Source organism: Rahnella sp. JUb53, from assembly GCF_004346065.1.
GTDB classification, from domain to species: domain Bacteria; phylum Pseudomonadota; class Gammaproteobacteria; order Enterobacterales; family Enterobacteriaceae; genus Rahnella; species Rahnella variigena.
The window spans coordinates 273,682-295,397 of sequence record NZ_SLYT01000004.1 but is presented as its reverse complement, the minus strand read 5'-3'; the positions used below and the strand labels follow the sequence as shown (position 1 = coordinate 295,397).

The following is a 21,716-nucleotide window of genomic DNA, read 5'->3' as shown; positions in this document are numbered from 1 at the left end:
ATGACAAGTGAACGCGATCGTCTGCCACTGGCAGAAGATTTACGGGTGTTTCTGGCGGTGGTAAATAAACAAAGTTTTGCCGCTGCCGCCACTGAGCTCGGTCAGTCTCCGGCCTATGTCAGCAAGCGGATCCAGATCCTTGAAGAGTCGCTGAATGCCCGTCTGCTGCACCGTTCCACACGGGGTGTGCGCTTAACCGACGAGGGTGAAAGAGCCCGCCGCTGGGCGCTGCAAATTCTGGATAACTTCGATCAGTTTATCGGTGACCTGTCAGACTCCCGCACTGAACCGCGAGGCAATGTGCATATTTGCAGCTCGTTCGGTTTCGGGCGTTGTCACGTTGCACCTGCGGTGGCTGAACTGGCGGAACAGTATCCGCTGCTGAATCTGCGACTGGATTTATTCGACCGGGTAGTGGATCTGGTCGCCGACGGGATCGATTTGGAAATTCTTGTCGGTGACGATATTCCCGAGCAGCACATCGGTAAAAAGCTGGCGCAGCATCAGCGTATTTTGTGTGCGTCTCCGGCATATCTGGCCGCGCATGGCGTGCCGGAGTCAACGGATGCGCTGGCGCAGCATCAGTGTCTGGTATTAAAAGAGCGCGATAACCCCTTTGGCATCTGGACTCTCACCGCCAGAGACAAAGAGGTTCGCGCCCGTGTAAAAGGGCCGCTTTCATCGAACAGCGGCGAAGTGGTTCTGCAATGGGCACTGAAAGATCACGGCATTATCCTGCGTTCAGAGTGGGACGTACGTCCTTATATCGAACGCGGTGAACTGGTTCAGATATTGCCAGACTATTCGCAACCCGCCAGCGTGTGGGCGGTTTACCCGACACGCCTTGCGGATTCTGCCAAGCTGCGGGTTTGCGTCGAATTCCTTCAGCAGCGGTTCAGTCAGTTACTGACCTGGCGCCGTTTTTAGAGGGCACATCAGATATCTGTGGCTCAGGCCAGCCACGGATTTTTTTGCAGATGTGACTGCTGAAACTGACGAATGTCCTCGCTGTACCGCAGCGTATTACCGACAGCATCTAATCCGTTAAGCAAAGAGAGTTTGCTCAGCTCATCAATGGCAAAATCAATCACGTTGCCGTTATGCAAAACAATCTTCTGCTGTGGCAAATCGACGGTGATTTCGTTGCTGACCGCGAGAGTCACTTCCTGTGCGACCTGTTGCCACTGTTCAGGACTCAGCTGTACCGTCAGTACGCCGTTACGCTGGCAGTTATCGAAAAAAATCCCCGCAAACGTCGTGCCGATCAAGGCACGGATCCCCAGCTGTTTTAATCCCCATACCGCATGTTCGCGACTGGAGCCGCAACCGAAGTTCGGCCCGACCAGCAGGAATCTGGCATTCTGCCAGTCAGGCTGATTGAGGATAAACGCCGGATCCGGAGAACCGTCCGCCAGAAAACGCAAATCGAAAAATACCCCGAGATCTAACCCGTTGCGGTCGATGCCTTTTAAAAATTGCTTCGGCATGATCACATCGGTATCGACATTCGCGGCGGGTAACGGCGCAGCTACGCCGGTTAGTACGTTAAAAGCCTGCATTGTTTTCTCCTTCCAGTTCCCGGATATCGGTCAGATGACCGGAAATTGCCGCAGCAGCTACCATTGCCGGGCTCATCAAATGGGTACGCGCTCCCGCGCCCTGACGCCCTTCGAAATTACGATTGGTGCTGGAGGCACAGCGGTCGCCCGGCGAGAGCACATCGTCGTTCATCGCCAGACACATCGAGCAGCCCGACTGACGCCATTCAAAACCGGCGCGGGTGAAGATCTCCGCCAGACCTTCCTGCTCGGCCTGCGCGCGAACCTGACTTGAGCCGGGCACGATCATCGCGCGAACGGCAGGTGCGACGGTTTTTCCGCGAACCACTTCGGCGGCGGCACGTAAATCTTCGATGCGCGCGTTAGTGCAGGACCCGATAAAGGCATGACTGATGCTGATGCTTTTCAGCGGCTGACCGGCCTGCAGTCCCATGTATTGCAGCGCACGCTGTAAATCCTTGCGGCGTGAGGCATCGGATTCTGCCAGCGGATCCGGCACCTGGCCGCTGATTGCCAGTGCCTGATCCGGGCTGGTTCCCCAGCTCACCATCGGCGCGATTTCTGCGGCGCTCAGTTCAACTTCGTGGTCGAAAACGGCATCCGCATCGCTGTGTAACTCACGCCAGACATTTACCGCCGCCGACCATTGCGGGCCTTTCGGCGCACGCGGTTTGTCTTTCAGGTAATCAAAAACTTTGTCGTCAGGTGCCATAAATGCCCCGCGGGCACCGGCTTCAACCGCCATATTGCACATCGTCATACGGCCTTCCACACTCAGCGCGTCGATGCCTTCACCGCAAAATTCAATGGCGTAGCCGGTGGCTCCCGCCGCACCGATTTTTGCCACCAGCGCCATGACCACGTCTTTGGCGGTTATACCTCTGGCGAGCGTACCGTTAACGGTGACCCGCAGGGTTTTCAGGCGTTTATAAACCAGCGTCTGGGTCGCCAGAAGGTGTTCGATTTCCGAGGTGCCGATACCAAATCCGAACGCGCCTAATGCGCCGTATGTGGTGGTGTGGCTGTCTCCGGCGGCAATCACCATACCCGGCAAAATAAAGCCCTGTTCGGGGGCGACAACGTGCTCAATCCCCTGACGGCTGTCGAGAATATCGAACAGCTCAATGCCAAATTCCTGGCAATTTTCTGCCAGATAGGAAACCTGACGCGCGCCACCGGCGTCCGGCATCTGGCGCGTACGCAAGGGTGCCGTCGGGTTGACGTGATCGACCACCGCCAGCGACGTTTTCGGACGCCATACGCGGCGGCCTGCTTCACGCAATCCGCTGAAGGCCTGCGGGCTGGTGTATTCGTTAATCACCTGCCGGTCGATGTAGAGCAACACGTGGCCTTTATCGTCGAGCGTACGCACGGTGTGGCTGTCGATATGTTTTTCGTATAGCGTTCTTGGCTTCATTGCATTGCCCTGATAAACGAAGTGGATAACGTCAGCGTCGCAAACTCACGCGTATCGGGCAACGGGCTGAGTGTGGAGCGTTAAAACACGATCCGTGAAGCGGCAATCTCCACTTGCGGCCTTGTTGCCGGTTCATCAGCGACTAAGATGGGTAAAAAAGGAGAAAACCTATGTTTGTACATTTTACCCAAAGGCGGATGGCCGTTAACGGCACCGAAATTGCCTGCCGCATTGCCGGTCAGGGGGAACCGTTGTTATTGCTGCACGGACACCCGCAGACTCAGGCGATCTGGCATAAAGTCGCGCCTTATCTGACGTCTCAGTTCACCGTGGTACTTGCCGATTTACGCGGTTATGGGGACAGCGGTAAACCGGAGCCGGATGCGGAGCATCTGCGCTACAGCAAGCGCGAAATGGCACAGGATCAGTTTGAGCTGATGGCCGCGCTCGGTTTTAATCAGTTCAGCGTGGTCGCTCACGATCGCGGTGCCCGTGTGGCGCACCGGCTGGCGCTGGATCATCCGCAGGCGGTGAGGCGACTGGTGCTGATGGATATCGCTCCGACGCTTTCCATGTATCGCCAGACGACTGAAACCTTCGCCCGCGCTTACTGGCACTGGTTTTTCCTGATCCGCCCGGCACCGCTGCCGGAAGCATTAATCATGGCCGATGCCGATCTCTATCTGCGCAGCGTAATGGGCAGCCGCAGCGCCGGTATGCAGCCTTTCACCGAAGAAGCTTACGCAGATTATTTGCGTTGTCTGCAACTGGATGGCACGGCACGCGGGATTTGCGAGGACTACCGCGCGTCGGCGGGTATCGATCTGCAACACGACGAAGCGGATGTGAATGCAGGCCGCAAAGTGAAGTGTCCGCTTTTGGTTCTGTGGGGGGAACAGGGCACGGTGGGGAAATGTTTTGCGCCGCTGGCGGAGTGGGAAAAGGTGGCAGAAAACGTGCAGGGTGAGGCGCTGCCTTGCGGGCATTACATCGCCGAAGAACAGCCGGAACTGCTGCTGGAAAAAGTCCTGCCATTTTTACGTTAAGCGCACGTTTCCGGACATAAAAAAACCCGCATTACGCGGGTTTTTTGTGAGGTCGTTGTTATCAGGTTTAGGTGATTAAACCGGCTGTTCCGGGAAGGTCAGGGTATTCCCCGGCGCTTCGCGGTTAATGTGCAGGAAGTTCAGATGACGTTCGTACTGATCCAGAATGTCATTGATTACCTGATGTTTGGTGAAGTCCATCAGGTCATTGCCCTGCGTACCTTCCAGCAGGAAGGTTTCCAGACGGTAATAATTCGATTTACCGGCACGTGCGCGATAGGTAAAGGCGGGGACGGCATAACGCACCGGCCAGATCTGATACACAAAGTTCTGTTCTTCGCCCAGCGCCACCTGCAATTCCAGCGGCCCGATTTTCTCGTCTTCCTGTGGCTCATGTTCGTTGAACGTCACTTTCGCCCCGCGCAGTTCCAGTTCCTGCGCCACTTCCTGCATCGCCGGACGGCAGACGGTATCCATCATTTTCTGCGTATGGCGCGTGCCCGGATAGTTCATCACCCGTGACAGACGCTGTTTCCAGTTCAGCGCCGCGTCGCTGGTTGAAGGCATCGGCGCCAGATTCTGCTGGGTGCTGGCGCGGCGGTAATCTTCCAGCCGCAGCGATTTATATAATCCGGCCATGATGAAGAAAATCACAAAGCTGAACGGCAGCCCCATAATCACCGTGGTGTTTTGCAGCGCGGAAACGCCGTCGGTCATCAGCATCCCCAGCGTCAGCACGCCGATGGTGACTGACCAGAAAATCCGCAGCCAGTTCGGCGCATCGTTATTAATGTCCGCCAGTTTTGAGGTGAAGTTACCCAGCACCAGTGAACCGGAATCCGCCGAGGTGACATAAAACAGCAGGCCGGTGATGGTGGCGACAGAAGCACTCAGCGTAAAGCCGGGATACTGCGCCAGCAGGCTGTAAACGCCGCGCTCAGGGTGCGCAATCACTTCGTTGGCGAAATCCAGATTGCCGTGCAGGATCTGATACAGCGCACTGTTACCGAAAATCGACAGCCACAACAGGGTGAAGACAAACGGAATGATCAGCGTGCCGAGCACGAACTGACGGATGGTGCGCCCGCGTGAAATACGCGCCAGGAACAGGCCGACAAACGGCGACCAGGCCACCCACCATGCCCAGAAGAACAGGGTCCAGCTGTTCATCCATTCCGTCGGGCGATCAAACGCAAAGGTATTGAGCGTCATGCCCATAAAGCGGTTGATGTAATCCCCGATGTTGAGCACCAGCGCATTGAGCAGGAATTCGGTATTGCCAAAGAACAGCAGGAACAGGATCAGCCCCAGCGCCAGCAGCACGTTGAGTTCCGAAAGAATTCGGATGCCTTTGTTCACGCCAGACGTGACCGATACCGTCGCCATGATCACCGAAAGCAGGATCAGGGCGGCCTGAACGGTCAGGTTTTCCGGAATATGGAACAGCACTTTCAGCCCGTAATTGAGCTGCACCACGCCAATACCGAGCGTTGTCGCGATACCAAAAATGGTGCCGACGACGGCGGCAATATCCACGCTGTGACCGATCGGGCCGTTGATGCGTTTGCCGAAAATCGGGTACAGCGCCGAACGGATGGTCAGTGGCAGGTTATAGCGGTAGCTGAAATAGCCCAGCGCGATCCCCATCAGCGCATACATTGCCCAGCCGGTCAGGCCGTAGTGGAACAGCGTCCAGGTCATTGCCTGTCGTGCGGCTTCCAGCGTCTGGCCGTTACCTTCCGGCGGCAGCATGTACTGCGTTACCGGTTCGGCGACCGAGAAAAACATCAGGTCGATGCCGATCCCGGCGGCAAATAACATGGCCGCCCAGCTCATCATGCTGAATTCGGGTTTGGATTGTTCAGGGCCCAGTTTGATCGAGCCGAAGCGCGAGCAGGCTATGAACACTACAAACACGATGTACAGCGTCGCCGCCAGCATGTAATACCAGCCAAATGTAGCAGACACCCAGTTGAGGGTCAGGCTGATCCATTTTCCCGATAAATCGGTGAAGAAAATGGTCATTAATGTGAAGGCTAAAATCAAACCTGCGGAGGTGAAGAACACCACCTTGTTGAGCTGGTCGCGAGGTTTTTCGCTCTGTTTATCTGTCGTATCGGCAATCGCCATTTTTTCCCCTGTCTTGCTAATTAATCACTGTTTTTCAATAAATTGGCTTCTTACCAACTCCAAAATTCATACAAATTACTAACGTATTGGTAATAAAATATATGCATTTTTAATTGAACGTTCAATCAAAAAAAAGTTAAATAGGTGGCGTAAGAGCGTTAACAAGGTTGTACGAAAGCGTAAAAAAACGGTTTTTAAGCGCGTTTCAACCCGCTCATTTTCAGGAGCCGGAACCATGCCCAAAGTAGGAATGCAGCCGATAAGACGGCAGCAATTGATTGAGGCAACCCTGGCGGCGGTCAACGAAGTCGGGATGCACGATGCGTCGATTTCGCAGATCGCACGCCGTGCAGGCGTTTCCAACGGCATCATCAGTCACTACTTTCGTGACAAGAATGGGCTGCTGGAAGCGACCATGCGTTATTTGCTCAGTCATTTGGGGGAAGGGGTGCAGTTGCGGTTAGCGCAGCTGACAGATACTGCACCGACGGCGCGACTGCATGCGATTGCAGAAGCCAATTTTGACGACAGTCAGACCAACAGCGCGGCGATGAAAACCTGGCTGGCCTTCTGGGCGAGCAGCATGCATCACCCGCAGTTGTACCGTCTGCAACAGGTCAACAGCCGCCGGCTCTATTCAAACTTATGTTCTGAATTCAGACGTTTTCTGCCCAAAAGTGAGGCACGTCTGGCGGCACAAAGCACCGCCGCACTGATTGATGGCCTGTGGCTGCGCGGCGCACTTAGCGGTAAAGAATTTAACCGCGCCGAGGCGATGCAAATCACCCGCCGCCACATCGAATCGCAGCTCACATGAGCCAGGCAGAAAACCTTCAGACCGCACAGACCGAGGAGAGATTTATGTCCCGCTACGGCACGCAAAAACTTTATATCAACGGACGTTTTCAGGACAGTACCGGTGATGAAACCTTCGATGCAGTGAACCCGGCCAATGGCGACGTGATTGCCACGCTGCCATCCGCCACGCACGCCGATGTCGATCTGGCGGTGAAATCCGCGCAGAAAGGCCAGAAAGTCTGGGCGGCAATGACGGCCATGAGCCGCGCACGTATTCTGCGCCGCGCCGTGGATATTCTGCGTGAACGCAACGACGAGCTGGCGGCGATTGAAACCGCCGATACCGGCAAGCCGCTGTCGGAAACGCTGGCGGTGGATATCGTCACCGGCGCAGACGTGCTGGAATATTACGCCGGGCTGATCCCTGCCATCGAAGGCCAGCAAATTCCGCTGCGCGATTCTTCCTTCGTGTATACCCGCCGCGAGCCGCTGGGCGTGGTCGCAGGTATCGGCGCATGGAACTACCCAATTCAGATTGCGCTGTGGAAATCCGCACCTGCGCTGGCGGCAGGAAACGCGATGGTGTTCAAACCGAGCGAAAACACCTCGCTGACCGCACTGAAACTGGCGGAAATCTACACCGAAGCGGGCGTGCCGGACGGCGTGTTCAGCGTAGTCACCGGTGCAGCCAGCGTCGGCCAGGCGTTAACCGATCATCCTGATATCGCCAAAGTTTCGTTCACCGGCGGCATTAAAACTGGCAAGAAAGTCATGGCCAGCGCGTCGGCGTCCACGCTGAAAGAAGTGACGATGGAACTGGGCGGCAAATCTCCGCTGATCATCTTTGAAGACGCGGATCTCGATAAAGCGGCTGACATCGCCATGATGGCGAACTTCTACAGCTCCGGCCAGGTGTGTACTAACGGCACCCGCGTGTTTGTGCCAAAAGCACTGCACAAAGCGTTTGAAGCTAAAGTTCTGGAACGCGTGAAGCGTATCCGTCTGGGCGATCCAACTGACGAAAACATCAACTTCGGCCCGCTGGTCAGCTTCGCACACATGGAATCCGTGCTGCGTTACATCGACAGCGGCAAGCGTGAAGGCGCGACGTTACTGACCGGCGGCGAACGCGTGACTTCCGGCGAATACGCGAAAGGCGCTTATGTCGCCCCGACGGTCTTTACCGACTGCCGCGATGACATGCTGATTGTCCGTGAAGAAATCTTCGGACCGGTGATGAGCATTCTGACGTATGAAAGTGAAGAGGAAGTGATCCGCCGCGCCAACGATACCGAATACGGTCTGGCTGCCGGGCTGGTGACGCAGGATCTTAACCGTGCGCATCGTGTTATTCACAAACTTGAAGCCGGGATTTGCTGGGTCAATACGTGGGGCGAATCGGCGGCAGAAATGCCGGTCGGCGGCTATAAGCACTCCGGCGTTGGTCGTGAAAACGGCGTCACCACGCTTGAGCATTACACCCAAATCAAATCCGTGCAGGTCGAACTGGGCGAATTCAGCTCAGTCTTTTAATCCGCCGCGACAGAGGAGATTTTAATGGATTACGATTACATCATTATTGGTGCCGGTTCTGCCGGCAACGTTCTCGCCACCCGGCTGACCGAAGACAGCAATGTCAGCGTGTTGCTGCTGGAAGCGGGAGGCCCGGATTATCGTCTGGATTTCCGCACACAGATGCCTGCTGCGCTGGCGTTCCCGTTACAGGGCCGTCGTTATAACTGGGCGTATGAAACCGACCCGGAACCGCATATGAATAACCGCCGTATGGAATGCGGGCGCGGTAAAGGTCTGGGCGGTTCTTCGCTGATTAACGGTATGTGTTACATCCGCGGTAACGCGATGGATTTCGATAACTGGGCGAAAGCGCCGGGTCTGGAAGACTGGAGTTATCTGGACTGCCTGCCGTATTTCCGCAAAGCCGAAACCCGCGATATCGGTCCGAATGATTTTCACGGTGGCGACGGACCGGTCAGTGTGGCGACGCCGAAAAAAGGCAATAACCCGCTGTTCCACGCGATGATTGAAGCCGGTGTGCAGGCAGGGTATCCGCGTACCGACGATCTGAACGGTTATCAGCAGGAAGGTTTTGGTCCGATGGACAGAACCGTTACACCGAAAGGCCGTCGTGCAAGTACAGCGCGCGGGTATCTGGATCAGGCCAAACCGCGTGCCAATCTGACTATCGTGACGCACGCGCTGACTGACAGAATTCTGTTTGAAGGCAAGCGCGCCACGGGCGTCAGCTATTTCCACGGTGACGACTACAACGCTAAAACGGCGAAAGCGAAACGTGAAGTGTTGCTGTGCAGCGGCGCGATTGCGTCACCGCAAATTCTGCAACGTTCGGGTGTCGGCGCAGCGGAGCTGCTCAACCGTCTGGAGATTCCGCTGGTTCATGATTTGCCGGGCGTCGGCGAGAATCTGCAGGATCATCTGGAGATGTACCTGCAATACAGCTGCACTCAGCCGGTGTCTTTATACCCGGCCTTGCAGATGCATAACCAGCCCGCGATTGGTGCAGAATGGTTGTTTAAAGGTACCGGTGTCGGCGCAAGCAATCAGTTCGAAGCGGGTGGTTTTATCCGCAGCCGCGAAGAGTTTGCCTGGCCGAATATTCAGTATCACTTCCTGCCGGTGGCGATTAACTACAACGGCAGCAACGCGGTGAAAGAGCATGGTTTTCAGGCGCACGTGGGTTCCATGCGTTCGCCAAGCCGTGGCCGCGTGCAGGTGAAATCGAAAGATCCGCGCCAGCATCCGAGCATCCTGTTTAATTACATGGCAACCGAGCAGGACTGGCACGAGTTCCGCGACGCTATCCGCATCACGCGTGAAATCATGAATCAGCCAGCGCTGGATCCTTACCGTGGTCGTGAAATCAGTCCGGGTGAAAACGTACAGACTGATGAAGAACTGGATGCGTTTATCCGCGAGCACGCCGAAACGGCGTTCCATCCTTCGTGCTCCTGCAAAATGGGTACTGATGAGATGGCAGTGGTGGATGGAGAAGGGCGCGTTCACGGGGTAGAAAGCCTGCGCGTGGTGGATGCCTCCATCATGCCGCAGATCATTACCGGCAACCTGAACGCGACGACGATTATGATCGCAGAAAAGATTGCCGATAAAATCCGCGGGCGTCAGCCGTTACCGCGCAGTACCGCAGAATATTACACCGCAGGCGATGCACCGGTTCGCACGACACCGCTGAAGAAATCTGCCTGATAAATTGGCTGTAAAATCTGTGTTAAAAAGAGATATTCTCAGGAATATCTCTTTTTTTTGGCTTTCAGAAAAGGCAGGGCACTTACTCATGACCGGATCTTCATCGCTTCACTGGCAGGATTACCATCACAGCGAACTCAACACGGCACAGCTTTACGCCATTCTGTCACTGCGCAGCGAAGTGTTTGTGGTCGAGCAAACCTGCGTATATCAGGACATCGACGGGCAGGATCTGACCGGTGAAAACCGTCATATCGTTGCGTGGCTGGACGGTAAAATAGCCGCCTATGCGCGTATTCTGCGTTCCGATGATGAGGTGGCAATCGGACGGGTGATTGTTGCCCCTTCCGCACGTGGCATGAAACTGGGATATCAGCTGATGGAACAGGCACTGGCAGCCTGCCAGAAACACTGGCCGGGCGCGCGCGTCGCGATTTCCGCGCAGGCTCATTTGCAGGGATTCTATGGCCGGCTGGGGTTTGTGGCGTATACGGAGATTTATGATGAAGATGGGATTGCGCATGTGGGGATGGAGTTAGGCGGCGGTAGCCTCTAGCTTTAACACCAACACCGTGGGTTGCCACCCACACCGGCCTTAAGAGGCGCCTATCGCCGCGTCTCTTAAGAATCTCCGGCTCTTTTACTGCGCGCTGCCGCTGGGACGATGGACGTGTTCTGATGCATTAGTAAGTGGCGCAAATTCAGGTGCTTCGCACTGCCTTCTCTCGGTCTTCGAGCCATAGGTCTCGAAGCCGCTCCGTTCAGCTGAATTTTGAGCACGCCAATCAACTATTCTAAAAGATAAACCCTTTGGTTTTGAATCTAAGATCCTGCGGGCGGTTCAGAAATCTTGCCGAACGGAGCGGCCTGAAGACCAATGGCTTCAGGACCGAGAGAGGGAACCGCACAGCGGCAAGATTTCCAGCCTGTCGCGGAGATATCTGAAACATAGCCAGCGAGCGGAGCGCGTGTTGAAAAAGGCGAGGGGAGTTCAGAGGGGAAAAGCCTTTCCCCTCTGGTCGGTTTCGGCGCGGCGAGTCAGGTGATCACAGCACTTGAAAAACCGAAATTGTCTCGGACTATTCAATAACCCTCCTGGTGCAACTGCCTCACTCCCAATACGCCGGGCTGCCAAACTTCTCCACCAGAAAATCAATCACCGCCCGTACTTTGATCGAAGGGCGTCGGCTGTTCGGGTACAGCGCCGATATGGTTTGCGGCTCCGGTGACGTCGATACCTGATAGTCTTCAAGCACGCTGACCAGACGACCGTCCCGCAATGCATCGCCTATCAGCCAGGTAGGAAATACAACCAGCCCCATGGCGTCGATCCCCGCCTGCGTCAGGGTTTCTGCATTATTACTGGTCAGTGATCCCCGCAGGTTTAGCGAGCGCCATTCCTGTTCAGGCTGACGGAAATACCAGCGCTGCGAACCGGCAAATCCTTTGAAAACCAGACAACTGTGACTGGCTAAATCGTCCGGCGTTTTCGGCGTTCCTGCGCGGGCAAGATACGCCGGACTCGCGGCAAGGCGGAAATTCTGGTGGCCAAGCGTACGCGCCTGCAAAGTGGAATCTGTCATCACGCCGATGCGGATCAGCAAATCCACGCTGTCCTGTAACGGGTCGATGAAATCATCGGTTTGCATCAGTTCAATATTCAGGCGCGGGTATCGTGCGTTGAGCTCATGCAGCCACGGCGCAAGGTGGCGCTGGCCAAACACTACGGGAGCATTGATGCGGATCAGTCCGCCGGGTTCGCTGTCCTGTTCCTGTAAATCCAGCGCGGCGAGATCCAGCTGAGCCAGTACCTGACGCGCATGTTCTGCCAGCAGTTTGCCCGATTCTGTCGGACTGACGGCACGCGTATTTCGGTACAAAAGCTGCGTTTGTAACGCCTGTTCCAGTTGTGAAATCACCCGCGATACGGTTGACGGCGACATCGCTTCCCGGCGCGCCACTTCAGAGAAACTGCCCTGATCCAGTACGGCGACATACAGCCGTAACGCCTGAATATTGATCTGATTAAAACCTTTCATCTGTGCAATTCCTGCAAAGGTATTTTCCTCATTGTGCTGTTTTTCGCATAGTTCTGTCACGCTATAGTCGCCGCCTCTCAAAAAACAAAAAGCAGGGTAAAAATGAATCTGATGTTAATTCCGCTGGTCATTCTGGCGGGGATGGGGCTGTCGCTGGAGGCAGGACTGATTGGTCCGCTGGGAACAGAAGTCGGGCATCTGTGGGCAACACTGAGTATTTTCGGTGTCGGTGCCGTACTGACCGGTTTGCTGGTGCTGTTTTTTAGCCCGCGTAATGCGCCGTCTTTCACAGAACAACCGGGCTGGAAACTGCTGGGTGGCGTCCTCGGTCCCGTGTATGTCGTGGTGCTGACCCTCGCGACACCGGTCATTGGTATTGGCATGACAATGATTGCGATTTTATCAGGGCAGGTGGCGAAAAGTGTGCTGATCGACCATTACGGCTGGTTTGGTACGCCGCATAAGAAAGTCGGCGGTGAACGCCTGCTGGCTCTGCTGTTTATCGTTGCTGCACTTATTCTGATTGCCTGGGGCTGAAACATGACTGAAATGATTATGATTATTCTTGCGATTGTCGCAGGTGCTGCGCTGAGTATGCAGGCGGCAGTCAACGGGCAGTTAGGGGAAAAGGTCGGTGTGCTGAAAAGCGCCTTTCTGACATTCAGCGTCGGCGCAGCAATTACTGCCGTGCTGGTGTTATTCCTGCAAACACCGCAACCGGAAACCTTGCTGACGGTACCGAAATGGCAACTTGCGGGGGCATTATTTGGTGTGCCGTACATCATTGTGATGGTGACTGCCGTCCCGCGTGTCGGTACTGCAGCGGCGACTGTTGCAGTCATCCTCGGACAGCTGAGTATGGGGATGTTGATCGATAATTTCGGCTGGCTGGATAATCCGCAAATTGCGTTGTCATGGCACCGGCTGGCGGCTATTCCCTGCCTGATCATTGCGCTGGCGCTGATATACCGCAGTAACCGGAAAGCGGAATAATCTCTGAAAGTAAAAAGACCCGTCTCTGTAATAGTGGCTATTGCAGGCGCGGGTCAAATATCATCGGCTCGCGTTCTGCTGAACTCAGTAAATCGACAAAAGCCGGATGCTGCGGATTCAGCAACACGTTGTATTCCGACGGCACAATGACCGACGGCACTTTCAGCCCGACATAATCACCTTCCTCGAGCCAGGCGTCACCCTGGCGTTGTGTGCTGTCCGGCGGCGATGCACTCCGCCAGTCAGATGCCAGTTCGGAAACTTCCAGCGTATCCAGCAGTTCCTCCGGCACTTCAATACTGAGCAAGGTATACGACCGCATCAGCATACTGTTTTGCAAATGCACCAGGATTTCCAGGATCGCCAGCGAAATACTGGTGGTGACATAAACCACCGGCCTGCCCGGTGGATTCCAGCGCCCGCCGTAAAGCTGCGCACCTGCGCCAGACCAGGCTGTCGCCAGATGGCGGGTTTGCACGATACGATACAGCTTCAATTGAAAACACCGTGCTCAAGACGACCGATCAAACGGCTGACTTCCACCGCACCCGCTTCAGAGGACAGCAGTTCCAGCGGGCGGGAGCCATCCAGTGCCGGAGCAGGGCGGGTGAACCACTCGAGCGCAGCGACACGATCCCCTTCAAACAAATCGGTGGCGGCATCTACGATGCGTACCAGCCGCGCCACTCGCTCGCTCTCTTCACTTTTCAGCAATCCGTTCCCGGCTTTACGACGCGCATAATTACGTTCGTTAATCCCCATTATTTCCAGTAACACCATTTTCGGCCATCCCAGCTCAGTATTAAGACGGCTGATACTATCAACCGGAAATCCCTTTTGTATGGCATTAATCAAACTAATTCCGCTGCTTGCGGGAAGTCCCGCAGATTGCCAAAGCGGTGTTGCAGGTTTTTGCAAAAGGCTGGAAGACAGCCCGGAAATTTTTGAACTCATACTGCGTTCCTCCGTACCGTTATTTGTCATTACTATAGCATGACAAATAACGAATGTTCATTTTATGAACGATGTTTTTTTCTGGCCCCTGATCACGTGAATGAAATACACCTGAAACATATGTGTGATCAATATCACATTCGGGATGTATCAGAATGAAACAGAAATTGACAAACCTTGACCAAATCTATTTATTAGCTAAGAAAAGTCGACTCTTGTAGGAAGTAACTGGAAATTGCAGGTTTTATGCACTATGTGCAGCAATCGGTTGCGGATCACAGTTTTAGGGTTTGTTTTATGCAACGTCTGAAAGTGGCAAGGCGTTGTCCCACCCCCCGCTTCTGGTATAAATATGAAAAATAAAATTATTGCAGCAGGCGCTTTGATGGCTTTGTCCTACAGCGCGACCGTGCTCGCTGATGATAGCAAGGGCGAATTTGTTTCTGACTGGTGGCACCAGAGTGTTAACGTTGTAGGCAGCGCAGATACCCGTTTCGGGCCGACACTGCGTAACGATGTTTACCTTGAATATGAAGCGTTTGCGCACAAAGACTGGTTTGATTTCTACGGCTATATCGATATTCCTAAAACCTTCGGCGCCGGTAACGGTAACGACACCGGTATCTGGGATAAAAACGGTTCTCCGCTGTTTATGGAAATCGAACCGCGCTTCTCTATCGATAAGCTGACCGGCACTGATCTGAGCTTTGGTCCGTTCAAAGAATGGTATTTCGCGAACAACTATATCTACGATATGGGTCCGGACAGCGAAAACCGTCAGAACACCTGGTACATGGGTCTGGGCACCGATATCGATACCGGCCTGCCGATGAGCCTGTCTCTGAACGTGTATGCAAAATACCAGTGGGAAAACTACAACGCTGCCAACGAAAACAGCTGGGACGGTTACCGTTTCAAAGTGAAATACTTTGTTCCGCTGACTCAGTTGTGGGGCGGCAACCTGAGCTATATCGGGTTCACCAACTTCGACTGGGGCTCCTCACTGGGTGATGACGATATGCGTGACGTGAACGGCAACAAAGCGCGTTCTAACAACTCTATCGCCTCAAGCCATATTCTGTCCCTGAACTACACGCACTGGCATTACTCGTTCGTGGCGCGTTACTTCCACAACGGCGGCCAGTGGGCTGACGGCGCAGAGCTGAACTTCGGCAACGGTAACTTCGATGTGAAGTCCACCGGCTGGGGTTACTACGGCGTGATCGGCTACAACTTCTGATCCCCGAATCTGACCTGTAAAACCCGGCTTATGTCGGGTTTTTGTTTTTATTTCCCCACGATCATTGAGTGTGCAGGGAACTTTTTTAGCTATTGCGCGAAAAATGTACACAAGGGGAGGCGATCCCAACGCGCCGTTGTGGCATAATGCGCGCCAAATCACATTTCCCAATTAAGAGCGAGCGTTGTGCTAAGTACTTACAACATCACCATGTTGTTACTTAATTTCAAACAATGTTTTTACCCATTCCATACACTTTTATTGACCTGAATACCTCTAAGGAGAACTCACGCATGGACATTTTGACACCAAAAGAAAGTTGTGAAATTGAGATATCCAGATTTTTCAAAAGATACTACACGTTTACATCATCATCGGATTCAGATGATTTGAACAACTTGCTTAACTCGTTATGTAGTTCTATCGAAAAACTTGAATTAGCAACTGGCGTAATTGTCAGCAAGGACAATAAACGATACCTTTCTTTAAAAGCATTACGAAATTACGCACTTCATAAATCTGAATTATTGAATGATTCGAAAGGGATCAAATCACAAGATATGGGTAATGTGCGTGCGGAGTTGAGTATTCTTTGTTTGTTACCTGTAAAGATAGTAGAAAATGTTATAGATAAAACGCCGACTGACCAAACTAAAAGATATATTCGTGAAGTTTTTAATTTTTACGAAAATTATGTAGATATATATCCTGCGATCTTTAACTTTGCTGTGGATATCTATTTCCTTGTGCAGAAACACTCATTGAATATTTCAGGTGATGATTACAATGAAATGAAATCTTCAATACAATACGAAATTGACAATTGTTTTTCACATCATATTTCGGGGCGAATCATAACACTGACAGGTATCCCTGTGAGTGAGTATATCGATAACTATGTCATTAGCATGCATGAACGAATTGCAGAGGAATCGAAATTTTCGAGTCAATCCACAAGGATGGCAAAGCTTGGTTCATCACCCTTGGAACAGTTAAGTAACTTAAGCAACGCTGATAAGAAATTTATATTCAAGGATTTGATATCCACTAAAGCTGTTGAGATCCATGATAGCCCCAAAGGAAAATTCTTTACCGAAAATAGACCGCTTAGCCCAGTCGAATGGTTAGTAATGCAGCAATTACACAAGCGAGAAGGAAAGAAAACGAAAAACAGGGACAGTTGATGTCAATGGGGCTCAATGTGTCATAAGTCATATGTGAACACGACTGATAGATTTCCCTTTTGAAATGTTTAGATTTGATGTAAAACCGTTATCGGTTCGTACAATTAAAAAAGGAAGCAGAATGAATAATAATGGTATTAAGGCTGACCAGTTAGACGGTCTGTCAGATCAGGATAAAAATTATATCGCTAATCAGTCAGATGCTACATTATTCGACTTCACGGGTAATGCATCTGGGACAATCAAAATGCTATCGGATAATATCAATAACGGCACTGCTAGAGTTGTTAATGCAACAATCATGACTGATAATGAACTTCCAGGTTACGAAACTTATACAATAATCGTTAAAAAATAACCTAGCATAGTCTTCTATCGAGCCCACGAAATTGTGGGCTTAATGTCCTTAGACTATCGATTTTCTTACCCGCTATAAGCCAAGTAGACCAACTGCAATACCTTACTCGATGAAAATCCGATGATGCTCTCTTTTGGAACGTGCAGCTCGAAATTGATAGGTTCTTTTTAGCCATCTAGACGTCGAGATGTTTCAGCCGCCCAATGTTTGTGGCGCGTGTGGGTTTTTAAAACGTGTTCAGTTCAACATAATATCGGATGTAATCCATGCCTCTAAATAACAGTATAGAAAAATATAATCACATACGTTATTGAAAGGTAGAATAAAATGGCAAAACCTAAACCACCCGCGATAGTCACCCTCAGCGATTTAGCCCACCGTTATGGTTACTCTTTTAATGCGGTAAAATCGTGGCGTGCAGAAGGATTACCGTTCGACGATGTTAAGAAGAGTTGCATTGAATCTGAGGCTACGCGATGGATCGTCGAGAACAAAATCAACCCTATGAGGAACATGTCCGTCAAAGATGAAATGGACAGGGAAAAGTTGCGTGAACAAAAGGCTAAGAGCGATATGGCAGAATACGCATCGTTCAAAGAGTCTGGGCAGTTGATCTCTACAGAACAGGTTCAGTCAGCGCTGAATCAGTATCTCACTAAGTTCAAAGATGTGATCCGTCTCATTCCAAACGAAAAAGCGGTTGAGGTTATGGAAGCGGCAATCGACCAAAGCAGCACGAAAGAAAAGCTTGCTGAAATTATAAACCATGCTCTGACAGAGATAGGGGATCTGCTCATTTCAGAAGAAATGATGGAATCGATCGTACTTCCAGACGATAGCGAAACAACCGATCCTGTTCCAGAAGATGATAGTTCGGATACCCAAGAACAGACCAGTATCGAATTGGAATATTAGCCTGAAAATACTTCCCTAAATACATGCATGAAAGGGGAACATCATGTTGACAATAACGCTTGCAGCAACAGTAATTGGTTTATTATTTTTGGTTGTATACGCATTGGAACAAATACAAAAAAAACTTGAACTCATAATTTCGGCCACAACCTAAATACATGCTAAAGCAATTTTTCAAGATTGCTTTGTCGTTAATACTTAGACATGTTGACGAATTCAATTAAAGCCCTCGGTCCTATGATCGGGGGCTTTTTGTTACCATCTTATTTCAGTTACCTGAACGATGTGTTGCGTTACGGTGATCGATTTTCTCGGCCACTGGATGCGTTCCGTGATTGGGGGGATTTTGTCACCCTGACAGACAATCAACGTTGCAACAGAAACTTGTGGTGTATAATCATGCTTGGCAGACAGATGATCGTATACCAGAACCGGACGTTTGGAAATCTACACCCTATACAAATTGTTGTAGCCTTAGTAAGGTGCTTATCCGCAATTTTACTCACGTTTCTCTTACAACTAAATAATACAATCTTAGGATCCCTTCGATGACGATTTCTGAAAGCTTACGTCGCGATATTTTTGATTATTTTGATATCCATAATCTCTTTTGGGCTGGCAGACTTGAAGAAACCGAATTCCTGTCTCGCCTATATAATCTGCAAGGAATGCCCTCGCACGATGCTCGATACAGCAATGCTGAACAAGATATCTGGCAACACCGCATCAACAATGATGACTGGCAAGACAACTGGATTCTTAGAGATAACAGATTCGGTTTATTGGACGATAGCGATGAAAAATTTCTAAAATTTCTCTGTGAATGTCTACACCCTGTAGTGAGATCAAATCCAACTGAGGTTGAACAACTAAAAGACAGTTTTAATCTTCTGCTTAAGGATGCTGACTACGAGCTAGTAGCCAAGACAAGCATCAACGGGCGTTCGCTATACGCAGCCAAGAGGATTTCACCCTCAACCGATACACATCTCAACGCCTTAAAAGGAAAATTCGAAACTGCCGATAGTGACTATTTAGTTCGGCAAATTACGCGAATGGAAAGTGCAGTCAATGATGATCCTGGCTTGGCGATTGGGACGGCTAAGGAGCTGATTGAATCTGTATGTAAAACTATTCTCGATGAACGCGGTATTGATGATTATGATTCTCTGGAATTACCGAAGCTTGTAAGACTCACAGTCAAGGAACTAAAGCTAACCCCCCCTGATATTTCTGATTCTGCAAAGGCCGCTGATAGCATCAAACGAATTTTAAGCAACCTCGTTACCATCACCAGCGGTATAGCTGAACTACGTAATAGTTACGGGACAGGCCACGGTAAAAGTGCGAAAACCAAGGGGCTAGGAGCACGACACGCAAGACTTGCAATAGGAGCGGCCTCTACTTTGGCAGTCTTTTTATTTGAGACCCATAAAGATAGATAGCGTGCATCCAATTCAACTAATGTGAGGGAGCAGCTTAAAAATGACAAGATATCTGCTACCTCATGCCGTTCATTCAACGACTCGCGATCGGAACAGTTGACATAAACCATAATATATTAACCATTATTGTTCGCTTTGGTATTTATCAGTTATAAGTTTAGACCTATAATCACGTGCTGATTTTTCTTCATCGGTCAAACCGGAATAAGTGATTTGTTTTGTTTTCTTGCATTGCTTATTAAAGCCAGTTGGCAATGCCATACAGCCCACCATCAAATCAACATAGGACTGTATTGGCTCAGGATCAATAAACGTTTCGGATGCGGCCGGTGCGGTTTCAGGCTCATGTTTAATGTCACTTATGCTTTTTTTAGATTTACCACGAAACACGATAGGGTTCTCCGAAATACTATCCCACATATTGACCCAGATATACGGCTTGCCCTTGTGTGATGTTCTCGCCTCCCATGAACCGAGATAAAAATCACACCGGTTACCGAAGACATGGTGACCAGCTTCAATGATCATGTTTACCGATGAACAGATTAAGCGACCCTCTTTGCTGTCGTTGTTTTCAAGGCAAATAAAAATCGCCGGTTTAGTCATTTTATTATTGGTCTGAAAGAACACGTAGCTGATTATCTCTTCCGGCAGGATCAATTCATTTACTTTATCGGAAACAGTTTTGATTCTTTTTCGCATTGCGCCGGTATACAGGCCAACTTTCTTTAGTGAGTCTTTGAGTTCAACAAAGTTGCCGCCCCAATAAGTTACCGGTTGCAGTTCATCGGTTTTTGACTGGATGCTATAAACTGAAAAACAATTGTCGATGTATGGGCGTGGAAATAAATTTGTGCTGAAACGGGACATATAAATACCTGTGAGTTAGTTGTTCATTTGAAGCCTCCTGTTGACGCAGGGGGCTTTTTTATACCTATCATTCTGTAATCCTCGTTGAGGGTTTCACGAAGGGGCTTTCGCCCCATTGTTCTTATGCCGCGATGTTTAGAAGGACATCGAGATCGTTAGAATATTTCGCTTGGATATCTCCATAACACATTTCTTTTTTGGCCGAACTGATTAAGCCACTTTTGACCATACGATTCAGTAACCATTTGGCGCTGGTGCATTTCAGCAAAGGTGTTCCGTACTGACCACGAATAATGAAATGCTTCATGTATTGCTGATACGGTTCGTTGCGGTCTAATGAGGACATCATGACACCTGTATTTCGCAGATATTCAAACATCTGGTTTTTTCCTAATACGCCGGTAATCTTTGCGAATTGTCCGATGGGGATCGCTTGCTTTGTATCGAAGAATGAGTCGACAAAGATTTCATGTTCCTTTTCCTGTTGAATCAGCATCGATTCCTTTTCTTTATTCTCGAGTAATAACTGAACTCGTTCGGCTTCAAGCTTGCCTGCCAAAATTAAAGCCTCTGCGAACGTCTGCGGCACGGGAAACGCTGGCTGTTGCTGCTGTTCAAGTTCATGCAATCGACGAATAACACCCATGCGGATCGCGGTGCTATAACCTGCGACCAGACAGATTGCATGGTCACGATCCAGCAAGTATTCTTCTTTGAATCCTCGATAGTCAGTTTTCAAAATGACCCCTGTAGTAATCGTAACTTGTTGATTTTTGTCATTCCCCCCTAGAGGGGAATGCCCCAGATTACTCAACATAGTTTCAATCGCTCGAATCACCTTGTCGTGGCGGATATCATTCGGGATTTTTTCATGATCTTTATTTCGGTTGATCACATCGGCCAACTCTTTTGAACCCATCATTACCGGTTGAGCGGTCAGGGTGTTATTTGATACTACTGTTAATAAGTTATTCATTTGGTTTTCTCTATTTGTCGTCCCTGCACCATTGCAAGGCTTCTTTATTTTGTTAATTCATCACTCGCACAAATTGGATTCCGTACCGTGCCATTGTGTTGTGAAGTGTCTGTTTCACGACACCATATTGTTTCAAGAGTGCTTTCTTTTCAGCGGGAGCAGCCGCCAAATATTTTGATGCGAGTTCTTTCACACTGTGTTCGTTTAATTTTGCTGTTCGGCTCATGTTGGATAGTGTCCATATAAAGTGGTTAAAAAAACGATTCCTTCGAATCGCTATGGTTATTTAAGGTGGTGTTGTTTCCCCACCCATTTGCAGGATTAGGCAAGGTTTGCTGTGTATTGTTTAACCAAAAAATTAGCAGGTGACCTTAAAATCTCGTTTTCTTGAAACTAAATGTAGGATTAGGCAAGAAAATGGATTTTCTGGATGACGTTGAGTAGTCATTCCATACGAGTATTTAGCGGCGCATTTTTGGAAAAATTCAGATGGGATACCGTGAATTTATAATTGTCGTTTCGTATAGAATCATGGGAAAGTGTAATGCT

21 protein-coding genes are annotated in these 21,716 nt (G+C 50.6%); 13 read left to right on the top strand and 8 right to left on the bottom strand.

Annotation, left to right across the window (positions count from 1 at the left end; translation table 11 throughout):
- A complete protein-coding gene (locus EC840_RS11905; RefSeq protein WP_129639001.1) occupies window positions 1-927 on the top strand; it encodes a LysR substrate-binding domain-containing protein in 927 nt (308 codons plus the stop codon).
- A 23-nt stretch (window positions 928-950) separates the two neighbouring features.
- Here EC840_RS11905 and leuD read toward each other — a convergent pair whose 3' ends face one another.
- Window positions 951-1,559: a 3-isopropylmalate dehydratase small subunit gene (leuD, locus tag EC840_RS11900; RefSeq protein WP_132965483.1), complete on the bottom strand. Its 609-nt coding sequence runs from the start codon at window positions 1,557-1,559 to the stop codon at window positions 951-953.
- Entirely contained in the window at window positions 1,546-2,976 is a 1,431-nt protein-coding gene (gene leuC / locus EC840_RS11895; RefSeq protein ID WP_132965481.1) for a 3-isopropylmalate dehydratase large subunit, read from the bottom strand. The genes leuD and leuC overlap by 14 nt, the downstream gene beginning before the upstream one ends.
- Before the next feature lie 170 nt (window positions 2,977-3,146).
- Between leuC and EC840_RS11890 the strand changes: the two genes are divergently transcribed.
- Window positions 3,147-4,022, top strand: a complete 876-nt coding sequence (locus tag EC840_RS11890; RefSeq protein WP_132965479.1) for an alpha/beta hydrolase — start codon at window positions 3,147-3,149, stop codon at window positions 4,020-4,022.
- Window positions 4,023-4,097: 75 nt separating this feature from the next.
- On the opposite strand, the gene EC840_RS11885 is transcribed toward EC840_RS11890, so the two are convergent.
- Entirely contained in the window at window positions 4,098-6,152 is a 2,055-nt protein-coding gene (locus EC840_RS11885; protein ID WP_112289408.1) for a choline transporter, read from the bottom strand.
- 235 nt (window positions 6,153-6,387) lie between these two features.
- On the opposite strand from EC840_RS11885, the gene betI reads away from it, so the two are divergent.
- From betI to EC840_RS11865, 4 genes are all read left to right on the top strand, one after another.
- Window positions 6,388-6,969, top strand: a complete 582-nt coding sequence (gene betI, locus EC840_RS11880; RefSeq protein WP_112289407.1) for a transcriptional regulator BetI — start codon at window positions 6,388-6,390, stop codon at window positions 6,967-6,969.
- 44 nt (window positions 6,970-7,013) lie between these two features.
- A complete protein-coding gene (betB, locus tag EC840_RS11875; protein WP_132965477.1) occupies window positions 7,014-8,483 on the top strand; it encodes a betaine-aldehyde dehydrogenase in 1,470 nt (489 codons plus the stop codon).
- 24 nt (window positions 8,484-8,507) lie between these two features.
- On the top strand, window positions 8,508-10,193 hold the full coding sequence (betA, locus tag EC840_RS11870) for a choline dehydrogenase (protein ID WP_112289405.1): 1,686 nt from the start codon (window positions 8,508-8,510) through the stop codon (window positions 10,191-10,193).
- Between the two features lie 88 nt (window positions 10,194-10,281).
- Complete coding sequence (locus EC840_RS11865) at window positions 10,282-10,749, top strand: GNAT family N-acetyltransferase (protein ID WP_132965475.1); 468 nt, start codon at window positions 10,282-10,284, stop codon at window positions 10,747-10,749.
- Between the two features lie 553 nt (window positions 10,750-11,302).
- Here EC840_RS11865 and EC840_RS11860 read toward each other — a convergent pair.
- Window positions 11,303-12,232 carry a LysR family transcriptional regulator gene (locus EC840_RS11860; protein ID WP_112291475.1) on the bottom strand — a complete coding sequence of 310 codons (930 nt, stop codon included), beginning with the start codon at window positions 12,230-12,232 and terminating at the stop codon, window positions 11,303-11,305.
- 102 nt (window positions 12,233-12,334) lie between these two features.
- Between EC840_RS11860 and EC840_RS11855 the strand changes: the two genes are divergently transcribed.
- Together EC840_RS11855 and EC840_RS11850 are read left to right on the top strand one after the other, a co-directional pair.
- Window positions 12,335-12,769: a DMT family transporter gene (locus EC840_RS11855; RefSeq protein WP_112291477.1), complete on the top strand. Its 435-nt coding sequence runs from the start codon at window positions 12,335-12,337 to the stop codon at window positions 12,767-12,769.
- A gap of 3 nt (window positions 12,770-12,772) precedes the next feature.
- On the top strand, window positions 12,773-13,225 hold the full coding sequence (locus tag EC840_RS11850; RefSeq protein WP_112291479.1) for a DMT family transporter: 453 nt from the start codon (window positions 12,773-12,775) through the stop codon (window positions 13,223-13,225).
- Between the two features lie 37 nt (window positions 13,226-13,262).
- Here the strand turns inward: EC840_RS11850 and EC840_RS11845 are convergent, their stop codons facing one another.
- Together EC840_RS11845 and EC840_RS11840 are read right to left on the bottom strand one after the other, a co-directional pair.
- Window positions 13,263-13,721, bottom strand: coding sequence for an RES family NAD+ phosphorylase (locus EC840_RS11845; protein ID WP_129638996.1), 459 nt, complete (start codon window positions 13,719-13,721; stop codon window positions 13,263-13,265).
- Complete coding sequence (locus tag EC840_RS11840) at window positions 13,718-14,179, bottom strand: antitoxin Xre/MbcA/ParS toxin-binding domain-containing protein (protein WP_132965473.1); 462 nt, start codon at window positions 14,177-14,179, stop codon at window positions 13,718-13,720. Before EC840_RS11840 ends, EC840_RS11845 begins: the two co-directional genes overlap by 4 nt.
- A 352-nt stretch (window positions 14,180-14,531) precedes the next feature.
- On the opposite strand from EC840_RS11840, the gene EC840_RS11835 reads away from it, so the two are divergent.
- The 5 genes from EC840_RS11835 (at window position 14,532) to EC840_RS11815 (ending at window position 19,321) form a co-directional block, all read left to right on the top strand.
- The gene (locus EC840_RS11835; protein WP_112291485.1) at window positions 14,532-15,419 is read left to right on the top strand and encodes a nucleoside-specific channel-forming protein Tsx; all 888 of its coding nucleotides are present in this window, start codon (window positions 14,532-14,534) and stop codon (window positions 15,417-15,419) included.
- A 293-nt stretch (window positions 15,420-15,712) separates the two neighbouring features.
- The gene (locus EC840_RS11830; protein WP_132965471.1) at window positions 15,713-16,603 is read left to right on the top strand and encodes a hypothetical protein; all 891 of its coding nucleotides are present in this window, start codon (window positions 15,713-15,715) and stop codon (window positions 16,601-16,603) included.
- Window positions 16,604-16,724: 121 nt separating this feature from the next.
- The gene (locus tag EC840_RS11825; RefSeq protein ID WP_132965469.1) at window positions 16,725-16,961 is read left to right on the top strand and encodes a hypothetical protein; all 237 of its coding nucleotides are present in this window, start codon (window positions 16,725-16,727) and stop codon (window positions 16,959-16,961) included.
- Between the two features lie 327 nt (window positions 16,962-17,288).
- Window positions 17,289-17,876, top strand: a complete 588-nt coding sequence (locus EC840_RS11820) for a hypothetical protein (protein ID WP_132965467.1) — start codon at window positions 17,289-17,291, stop codon at window positions 17,874-17,876.
- A 548-nt stretch (window positions 17,877-18,424) separates the two neighbouring features.
- Complete coding sequence (locus tag EC840_RS11815; protein ID WP_132965465.1) at window positions 18,425-19,321, top strand: abortive infection family protein; 897 nt, start codon at window positions 18,425-18,427, stop codon at window positions 19,319-19,321.
- Window positions 19,322-19,444: 123 nt separating this feature from the next.
- Here the strand turns inward: EC840_RS11815 and EC840_RS11810 are convergent, their stop codons facing one another.
- Both EC840_RS11810 and EC840_RS11805 read right to left on the bottom strand, forming a co-directional pair.
- The gene (locus EC840_RS11810) at window positions 19,445-20,191 is read right to left on the bottom strand and encodes a hypothetical protein (RefSeq protein WP_132965464.1); all 747 of its coding nucleotides are present in this window, start codon (window positions 20,189-20,191) and stop codon (window positions 19,445-19,447) included.
- Window positions 20,192-20,312: 121 nt separating this feature from the next.
- Window positions 20,313-21,167 (bottom strand): phage antirepressor KilAC domain-containing protein, encoded by an 855-nt coding sequence (locus EC840_RS11805; protein ID WP_132965462.1) that lies wholly within the window; start codon window positions 21,165-21,167, stop codon window positions 20,313-20,315.
- Window positions 21,168-21,716 lie beyond the last annotated feature (549 nt).

Excerpts from the sequence above, each read along its gene's own strand:
- EC840_RS11905 (WP_129639001.1), top strand. The coding sequence starts at position 1 with ATGACAAGTGAACGCGATCGTCTGCCACTGGCAGAAGATTTACGGGTG.
- leuD (WP_132965483.1), bottom strand. The coding sequence starts at position 1,559 with ATGCAGGCTTTTAACGTACTAACCGGCGTAGCTGCGCCGTTACCCGCC.
- leuC (WP_132965481.1), bottom strand. The coding sequence starts at position 2,976 with ATGAAGCCAAGAACGCTATACGAAAAACATATCGACAGCCACACCGTG.
- EC840_RS11890 (WP_132965479.1), top strand. The coding sequence starts at position 3,147 with ATGTTTGTACATTTTACCCAAAGGCGGATGGCCGTTAACGGCACCGAA.
- EC840_RS11885 (WP_112289408.1), bottom strand. The coding sequence starts at position 6,152 with ATGGCGATTGCCGATACGACAGATAAACAGAGCGAAAAACCTCGCGAC.
- betI (WP_112289407.1), top strand. The coding sequence starts at position 6,388 with ATGCCCAAAGTAGGAATGCAGCCGATAAGACGGCAGCAATTGATTGAG.
- betB (WP_132965477.1), top strand. The coding sequence starts at position 7,014 with ATGTCCCGCTACGGCACGCAAAAACTTTATATCAACGGACGTTTTCAG.
- betA (WP_112289405.1), top strand. The coding sequence starts at position 8,508 with ATGGATTACGATTACATCATTATTGGTGCCGGTTCTGCCGGCAACGTT.
- EC840_RS11865 (WP_132965475.1), top strand. The coding sequence starts at position 10,282 with ATGACCGGATCTTCATCGCTTCACTGGCAGGATTACCATCACAGCGAA.
- EC840_RS11860 (WP_112291475.1), bottom strand. The coding sequence starts at position 12,232 with ATGAAAGGTTTTAATCAGATCAATATTCAGGCGTTACGGCTGTATGTC.
- EC840_RS11855 (WP_112291477.1), top strand. The coding sequence starts at position 12,335 with ATGAATCTGATGTTAATTCCGCTGGTCATTCTGGCGGGGATGGGGCTG.
- EC840_RS11850 (WP_112291479.1), top strand. The coding sequence starts at position 12,773 with ATGACTGAAATGATTATGATTATTCTTGCGATTGTCGCAGGTGCTGCG.
- EC840_RS11840 (WP_132965473.1), bottom strand. The coding sequence starts at position 14,179 with ATGAGTTCAAAAATTTCCGGGCTGTCTTCCAGCCTTTTGCAAAAACCT.
- EC840_RS11835 (WP_112291485.1), top strand. The coding sequence starts at position 14,532 with ATGAAAAATAAAATTATTGCAGCAGGCGCTTTGATGGCTTTGTCCTAC.
- EC840_RS11830 (WP_132965471.1), top strand. The coding sequence starts at position 15,713 with ATGGACATTTTGACACCAAAAGAAAGTTGTGAAATTGAGATATCCAGA.
- EC840_RS11825 (WP_132965469.1), top strand. The coding sequence starts at position 16,725 with ATGAATAATAATGGTATTAAGGCTGACCAGTTAGACGGTCTGTCAGAT.
- EC840_RS11820 (WP_132965467.1), top strand. The coding sequence starts at position 17,289 with ATGGCAAAACCTAAACCACCCGCGATAGTCACCCTCAGCGATTTAGCC.
- EC840_RS11815 (WP_132965465.1), top strand. The coding sequence starts at position 18,425 with ATGACGATTTCTGAAAGCTTACGTCGCGATATTTTTGATTATTTTGAT.
- EC840_RS11810 (WP_132965464.1), bottom strand. The coding sequence starts at position 20,191 with ATGTCCCGTTTCAGCACAAATTTATTTCCACGCCCATACATCGACAAT.
- EC840_RS11805 (WP_132965462.1), bottom strand. The coding sequence starts at position 21,167 with ATGAATAACTTATTAACAGTAGTATCAAATAACACCCTGACCGCTCAA.